9 protein-coding genes and 1 pseudogene are annotated in these 7,275 nt (G+C 62.0%); 3 read left to right on the top strand and 7 right to left on the bottom strand.

The window, feature by feature from the left end; translation table 11 throughout:
* The 7 genes and pseudogenes from QZ564_RS18595 to QZ564_RS18565 all read right to left on the bottom strand — a co-directional run.
* Nucleotides 1–197: pseudogene (locus QZ564_RS18595) on the bottom strand (30S ribosomal protein S4); the annotation flags it as partial.
* 246 nt (nt 198–443) lie between these two features.
* Nucleotides 444–851, bottom strand: a complete 408-nt coding sequence (locus QZ564_RS18590) for a c-type cytochrome (RefSeq protein ID WP_297113325.1) — start codon at nt 849–851, stop codon at nt 444–446.
* Nucleotides 852–975: 124 nt separating this feature from the next.
* Complete coding sequence (locus tag QZ564_RS18585) at nt 976–2,214, bottom strand: MFS transporter (RefSeq protein ID WP_297113323.1); 1,239 nt, start codon at nt 2,212–2,214, stop codon at nt 976–978.
* 66 nt (nt 2,215–2,280) lie between these two features.
* Nucleotides 2,281–2,772, bottom strand: coding sequence for a hypothetical protein (locus QZ564_RS18580; RefSeq protein WP_297113321.1), 492 nt, complete (start codon nt 2,770–2,772; stop codon nt 2,281–2,283).
* 35 nt (nt 2,773–2,807) lie between these two features.
* Nucleotides 2,808–3,614 (bottom strand): RNA methyltransferase, encoded by an 807-nt coding sequence (locus tag QZ564_RS18575; protein WP_297113319.1) that lies wholly within the window; start codon nt 3,612–3,614, stop codon nt 2,808–2,810.
* 60 nt (nt 3,615–3,674) lie between these two features.
* The gene (locus QZ564_RS18570) at nt 3,675–4,271 is read right to left on the bottom strand and encodes a GNAT family protein (RefSeq protein WP_297113315.1); all 597 of its coding nucleotides are present in this window, start codon (nt 4,269–4,271) and stop codon (nt 3,675–3,677) included.
* Nucleotides 4,272–4,384: 113 nt separating this feature from the next.
* Complete coding sequence (locus QZ564_RS18565; protein ID WP_297113313.1) at nt 4,385–4,957, bottom strand: GNAT family protein; 573 nt, start codon at nt 4,955–4,957, stop codon at nt 4,385–4,387.
* A 109-nt stretch (nt 4,958–5,066) separates the two neighbouring features.
* On the opposite strand from QZ564_RS18565, the gene QZ564_RS18560 reads away from it, so the two are divergent.
* The 3 genes from QZ564_RS18560 (at nt 5,067) to QZ564_RS18550 (ending at nt 7,153) form a co-directional block, all read left to right on the top strand.
* The gene (locus QZ564_RS18560; protein ID WP_297113312.1) at nt 5,067–5,489 is read left to right on the top strand and encodes a GFA family protein; all 423 of its coding nucleotides are present in this window, start codon (nt 5,067–5,069) and stop codon (nt 5,487–5,489) included.
* A complete protein-coding gene (locus QZ564_RS18555; protein ID WP_297113310.1) occupies nt 5,489–5,821 on the top strand; it encodes a TfoX/Sxy family protein in 333 nt (110 codons plus the stop codon). The genes QZ564_RS18560 and QZ564_RS18555 overlap by 1 nt, the downstream gene beginning before the upstream one ends.
* Before the next feature lie 120 nt (nt 5,822–5,941).
* Complete coding sequence (locus QZ564_RS18550) at nt 5,942–7,153, top strand: NADP-dependent isocitrate dehydrogenase (protein WP_297113308.1); 1,212 nt, start codon at nt 5,942–5,944, stop codon at nt 7,151–7,153.
* The last annotated feature ends 122 nt before the right edge of the window (nt 7,154–7,275 follow it).

The following is a 7,275-nucleotide window of genomic DNA, read 5'->3' as shown; positions in this document are numbered from 1 at the left end:
GTGATCGAGCCGTAATAGCCCTTGAGCTTCTGCTTGGCGCGCAGCTGCAGACCGAAGTCGCTCAGCTTGCCCTTACGGCGCTGGCCGTGCTGGCCGGGGCCATAGGCACGGGCGTTGAGCGGGGACTTGGGACGGCCCCAGATATTTTCGCCAAGACGGCGGTCAATCTTATACTTTGCTGAATGACGCTTCGACATCGCGTATCCTTTTCATAAGCTTGGCCCCGAAGCGTTGCAGACCTTGCGGAAAAGGCCGCGCGTCCGAGGGACCGGTTGAATGGATCGCGCCCTCCTCTGCCCCTGCTTTCACAAGGACCGACAGACTCCCAACAGAGAATCCCGGGTGCGCCTATGGGCCGATTGGCCGGAATAGGTGGGCGGGTCATAGAGGCCAGCGGCAATAGAGTCAAGGACGAAGGGCACGCCGTGGCGCGCCCTCCGCAGCTATTCCTGCATGGACTCTATGTAGTCGACCAAGGCGGTGATCCTGGCTCGCACCAGAAGCTCTGCCCCGAACGGTCCTGCATAGTCTCCGATCTGTTGCTTGAACGTATCGCCCCAGATCGGCATGGCAGACGTGCCATGTGCGCGCAGAGTGGTCCGACCGTCGACAACATGAAACACATCCAGATAGGGGAACACTCCCTCGTTCCTGGCCTGGAGCGTCGTCAGATCGGGGGGTTGCACGGTAAGCACGCCGGCAAATTCGCCGCCGCCCTTCCCGTCCGAACCATGACAGACGGCGCAGGCCGCCGCATATGCGTCAGCGCCGATCTGGTTATCCTGCCCGCTGCCCGGTGATGTGCTTAACATCAACAGGGCACTGACGAGCGCCATGCTAGCTTTTGACACTGCATCCTCCTCAACAACCTGCACCGGTCCGGAAACCGGCCGGTCTCCAGTTGTCGGCACAGCCTGACTGTGGACCGTGAGGGGAAGAGTGCCTTGACGGTGGTCAAGACATGAACCTGGGCGGCTAGGCCATCCGCTTGTCGATGTGTCGCTGTTCGCGCAATTGCGGGAAGATGCGGCTCCAGATGACCGCCACGGCCATGGCGCCAAAACCGCCAATCACAACAGCGGGCACTGGCCCGATCAGATGCGCCACTGTGCCGGCGCGGAACTCGCCCAGCTCATTGGAGGCGCCGATGAAGACCGAATTGACCGCATTGACGCGCCCGCGCACTTCCTCCGGCGTCCACAGCTGCATGATGGTTTCCCGGATGGTAACGCTGACCATGTCCGCCGCCCCCACCAGTGCCAGGGCCGGGATCGACACCCAGACCGTGGTCGAGAAGCCGAAAAGGACGGTGAAGGCGCCGAACAGGCCAACAAAGAGAAACAGAACCTTTCCGGCATGATCGCGGACCGGGAAACGGGTGAGCCAGAGCGCCATGACGATGGCCCCGAGCCCCGGCGCGGCGCGCAGCAGGCCCAATTCGGTTGGCCCGGCATTGAGGATGTCCTTGGCATAGATCGGCAGCAAGGCAACCGCGCCGCCCATCAGAACGGCGAACATGTCGAGCGAGATGGCGCCGAGCACCACCCTGTTGGAAAAAATGTAGCGGAAGCCCCCGAACATGGTTTCAAGGCTGGTGGCCTGATGCGACTCCCGTTTTGCAGGCTTGGGAATCAGCAGGACGGTGATGACGGCGCAAACCAACAGGGCGCCCGCTGTGCCGAAGGCAAAGCTGGGCCCAATTCCATAAAGCAGGCCACCGACCGCCGGACCGGTGATCGAAGCGAACTGCCAGGCAGAGGCATTGACGGTGATGGCATTGCTGAGCGCTTCGGTGGGCACCAGATTGGGCGCCAGCGATTGCGCCGCGGGGCCCCAGAAGGCACGGGCCGTGCCCAGCACCACGAGGATGACGAAGATCGGCCAGACTTCATGCGCCTCCACATTGACCAGCGTCAGGAAGCCCAGTGCACAGCCCAGTTCGACCGTCAGGCAAATGGCCATGATGCCACGCCGGTTGAAACGGTCAGCGACCAGGCCCGTAACCAGAATAAGCAGCAGTGCCGGGAGAAACAGGCAGAGCCCCACCAGCCCCAGCAGGAAGGCGTTGCCGGTGACGTCGTAGATCTGCCAGGCGATGGACACCGACATGATCTGCACCGCAAAGCTGACCAAGAGGGTGGTGAGCCAGAAAAAGCGGAAACCGATATAGGTGAAGGCGAGCTTGGACGGCTCGGAAGGGGCGTGAGCGCTCATGATGCTTCGCTCATCGCATTTTGGCGATGAAGGGTCAAAGGCGAAGTGGCGCGTGCCCCCGGTCTTTTACCTGCCGGACAGCCCTACCAACTGGCCGACGACAACCGATTTTCTGTTATTGAGTGCCGAAATGGCGCCCGCACTTATCTCAGCATGGGTCAGCCACCGGCGTCTGCCACCCTCTTCCACACTGCCCAACTGCACGAAGTCCACATGTGCCAAATGCCGGAGTTGTTCAGGGCGACCATCCGTCGATCCCAGGACAACGACGATCTGCGCGCCCGGCAGCAAGGGAACCAGCCAGGTCAGGATCGGTTCAGGATCATGCAGCCAAAGCAAGGCAGTGCTGATTTCGGGAATTTCCGCCAAGGCCGCACGAACCCTTGCTTCGAAATCAGGCCGGTTCCAATCTGCATCCAGGGCAGACACCGTCCCCGATCCAAAATCCATGCGGTTGGCGCCTCGGGCGACCAGCAGCGTTGAGTCGGAACGCGCAATGAGCCATCGCGATGCCTCCTGCAGCATTCCCGTTCCGCCCATGATCAGGGAGTTGTTCATGCTAGGTCTGCCTTCACCTACCTCTCACGACAGCGCTAATCCTCGGTCTTCTCTGCCTTTTTCATCCGATTGGGATTGGGTCGCTCGTGGCGGCGGTCAATGGAGGAGATCACGCCGCGAAGGGTGCGGATTTCCTGACTTGTGAAGCGGCCGCGAGTGAGTGCGGTGCGCAGATTGTTGACCATGCTGGGGCGCTTGTCGGGCGTGGTGAAGAAGCCGGTCTGGTCCAGCACGCCTTCGAGATGTTCGAACAGGCCGACCAGATCGTTGCGCGGTGCGGCTTCGGCGAGATTGTCGCCAAAGGGCAGCGCCCTGCCCGCCTCGCTGGTACGGCGCCATTCATAGGACATCAGCAGCACCGCCTGGGCGATATTGAGCGAGGCGAATGCCGCCTCGACCGGCAGCGTGACGATGGCGTCGGCCATGGCCACTTCTTCGTTGAGCAGCCCCCACTTCTCACGCCCAAAGAGCAGACCCGCCTTCTGACCGCCGGCGATGTGTCCAGCCATATATGAGGAGGCTTCTTCGGGCCCATAGACCTCCTTCTGCATGTCACGCGAGCGGGCGGTGGTGGCGTAAACCAGGGTCAGGTCGCCCATCGCCTCTTCTAGGGTGTCGAATACGCGAACGCGCTCCAGCACATGGTCGGCGCGCGAGGCCGCGGCAACGGCCTTCTCATTGGGCCAGCCGTCGCGCGGACGGACCAGACGCATGTCCCAGAGCCCGAAATTGGCCATGGCCCGCGCCGCGGCGCCAATGTTTTCGCCCAATTGCGGCTCGCACAGGATAATCGCCGGACAGGGCGCAAGGGAGAGAGGTTGGGAGCTGTCTGTACCGGCCATGTGTCGTCGTTCCGCGAAAAATCCAGCGGCGACATAGCTCAATAGGACAATTTCAGCAAATCAGGCCACCCTTCCCCGCACAGGCAAGTCCACCACCTGGGCGCTGGGGCGCCATTCCCGGTCAAGCAGGGCGAAATGCAGTTCCTCGTCCCACTCGCCTTGAAACAGAGCGTGCTCACGATAATGCGCCTCCAGTCGCAGGCCCAGCTTCTGCATCAGCTTGACCGAATGGTGGCTGCGCCCGTCACAGCGCACCATGAGCCGATGGATGCGGAAGTGATCGAAGGCCAGATCGATCAGGGCGGTCAGCGCCTGGGTGAGATAGCCCTTGCCGCTCTCGGCCGGATCAATGGCGAAACGCAATTCCCCCTGGCTCGCCGTGGCGTCGGACCATCTCAGACTGACTTGCCCCACCAGGGCATGATCACCCTTGCGCACCATGGCCAGTGTCAGGGTATCGCCCGGCCGGTGCAGTTCGACCTGATCGCGCATGATGGATATGACCTTGGCCACGTCCTCATGGTATCGGGTCGGTCGCTCGACATAGCGCTGGACGGTCGGGAGCACATGGTAGCGGCAGACCGCCTCCAGATCGCCCCGCTCAAAGGGCCGCAACACAAGGTGATCGGTTTCGATCGGCAACCGCAAAGACGACATGATCCGCAACCCTCCGCAGGATAGAGCAGCCCTGACCCGCAATGCCGCTGGCGCCCCGAAGTTCCCGGTTGATGAGAGCAAATCTTTTTAGCCGGTGGGGTTGCAAAACCGGATCACCCGGAGTGCCGGAGGGATAGCCATTCGTCCCGCAAAATGGCGTAGTAAAATTCTTCGTCCCACTCTCCCTTGAAGCGGGCATGCTCGCGGAAATGGGCCTCCCGGCGCATGCCCAGGCGCTCCATCAGCCGCCAGGAGGGGACATTACGCGCGTCACAGCGGGCAAAGATGCGGTGCAGGTCCGCCGGACCGAACCCCAGATCGAGCATGGCGTTGGTTGCCTCTGTGGCATAGCCCCTGCCGTGGTGATCGGGATGGAAGATCCAGCCCAACTCCCCCTGCCGTGCCTCGACGGAGCGCCATATCAATGACACCTCACCGACAATTCCCTCATCATCTCGCTTTTCGACAGCGAGCACGATCCGATCCCCCTCTTCGAGAAATCCCGTCTGCGTCGATCGCTGCTGGATGGCCAGGGCGCATTCATCGCGGCTGAGCGGTGGATCAAACAGATAACGCGCGACATCTTCCCGACCGCGATAGGCATGAACCGCGTCGACGTCACCACGGGTAAAGGGTCGCAGACGCAGCCTTGCAGTCAACAGAGGGTAGTCGGGATGCAGCGCCATGGTTTCTCCGGAAGGCGCGGCACTGTTGCGCCTGTGACCGCGCTTGGCAAGGTGACGCTTGCCCACTTGCTGGCCGCATGCCAGCTTGCCCGCCATGAGCACGTCGACAATGCCTGAACTTGACCTGACCGCCAGCTGTGATTGTGGCGCTGTCACGCTGCACGCCCAGGGGCGGCCGGTTTCGATGTTCCAATGCGCCTGTCTACACTGCCAGAAGGCATCAGGAAGCGGCCACTCCTCGATCGTGCTGTTCCACCGCGCGGGCGTCACCGTCGAAGGCGAAACAAAAAGCCACACTCGGCCAGCCGATTCCGGGGCGAACTTCACACGGCACTTCTGCCCGGAATGCGGAACCACTGTCTTTGCGGAATCGTCCCGCGCCCCCCAATTGCGGATCGTGCCGGCGGGCTTGTTCGCCGGGCAGAATGCCTGGTACGCGCCCAATCAGTTGATCTTTGCGCGCACCCACCAGGCCTGGGACATGATCCCCGAGCATCTGCCGCGTCACCAACGCTATCGGGAGAGCCAGTGATGAGTCTGGCCCTGGAAGAACTCTCCGAGCGCATTCGGGCTCTGACACCGGACCTCGACCTGGTCGAAAAGAAGATGTTCAACGGTCGCGCGTTCATGCATCGCGGCAATATGCTGGTGTGTCCCATCAAGGACGGCACCCTGCTTGTCCGCGTCGGCAAGGATGGGATGGACGCAGCCCTGGCCCGACAGGGCGCCGCGCCGATGGTGATGAACGGCCGCACGATGGGCGGCTTCGTCTTCGTTTCCGGCGACGCCATAGAGGATGACGACGCCCTTCTTGAATGGCTCGCCACAGCGCGCGCCTTCGTCGCCACCCTGCCGTCGAAATAGCCGCCCGCCATCCGGCAAGCCCCCTTGCCGAGCCTGTCTTTGCGCTTTGCTCTGGCGGTGCTATAGGGACCGCCGAACATGGCCGCGGGCCGTTATCCGTATTTGCAAGGGAGCAATTCGATGAGCAAGATCAAAGTCGCCAACCCGGTCGTCGACCTCGACGGCGATGAGATGACCCGCATCATCTGGCAGGCGATCAAGGACAAGCTCATCCATCCCTATCTCGACCTGCCGATCGAATATTACGATCTGTCGGTCGAGAACCGCGACGCCACCGACGACCAGGTCACGGTCGATTCGGCCAATGCCATCAAGAAGCACGGCGTCGGCATCAAGTGCGCGACCATCACCCCGGACGAAGCCCGCGTCGAGGAATTCGGCCTCAAGAAGATGTGGCGGTCGCCCAATGGCACTATCCGCAACATCCTGGGTGGTGTGATTTTCCGCGAGCCCATCATCTGCAAGAACGTCCCGCGCCTGGTACCGGGCTGGACCCAGCCGATCATTGTCGGCCGCCATGCCTTCGGCGATCAGTACCGCGCCACCGACTTCCGCTTCCCCGGCAAGGGCAAGCTGACCATGAAGTTCGTCGGCGAAGACGGCACCGTGATCGAGCATGATGTGTTCGACGCGCCGGGCGCCGGCATTGCCATGGGCATGTACAACCTGGACGATTCGATCACCGATTTCGCCCGCGCCTCGATGAACTATGCGCTCAACCGCGGCGTCCCCTGCTATCTTTCGACCAAGAACACCATCCTCAAGGCCTATGACGGCCGCTTCAAGGACATCTTCCAGGAGATCTACGAAGCTGAGTTCAAGGACAAGTTCGAGGCCAAGAAGATCTGGTACGAACACCGCCTGATCGATGACATGGTGGCAGCGGCCCTTAAGTGGTCCGGCGGCTATGTCTGGGCCTGCAAGAACTATGACGGCGACGTCCAGTCCGACACCGTGGCCCAGGGCTTTGGCTCGCTTGGCCTGATGACCTCGGTGCTGATGACCCCCGATGGTTCGATCGTGGAAGCCGAGGCCGCCCACGGCACGGTGACCCGTCACTACCGCCAGCACCAGCAGGGCAAGGAAACCTCGACCAACTCGACCGCCTCGATCTTTGCCTGGACCCGTGGCCTCGCCCACCGCGCCAAGCTCGACAACAATCAGGAACTGGCCAAGTTCGCCGCGACCCTCGAAAAGGTCACCGTCGACACCATCGAAGAAGGCAAGATGACCAAGGACCTGGCGCTGCTCGTCGGTCCGGACCAGCCCTGGCTGACCACCATGGGCTTCCTTGATGCCATCGACGTTAACCTGCAGAAGGCCATGGCGTAAGGCCCGGCCAGATCCACGAATGCAAAAGCCGGGGTTCTACCCCGGCTCAGACTGTTGACGAACCCCATCGCTTTGGCGGCGGGGTTTTTGTTTGCGGCGGTTTTTGCCGAGCGGATCATTGG

Origin of the sequence: uncultured Devosia sp. (assembly GCF_913055165.1) — a bacterium.
Taxonomy (GTDB): Bacteria; Pseudomonadota; Alphaproteobacteria; order Rhizobiales; family Devosiaceae; genus Devosia.
The sequence above is the reverse complement of the archived record's forward strand: the minus strand, read 5'-3'. Positions and strand labels throughout refer to the sequence as shown.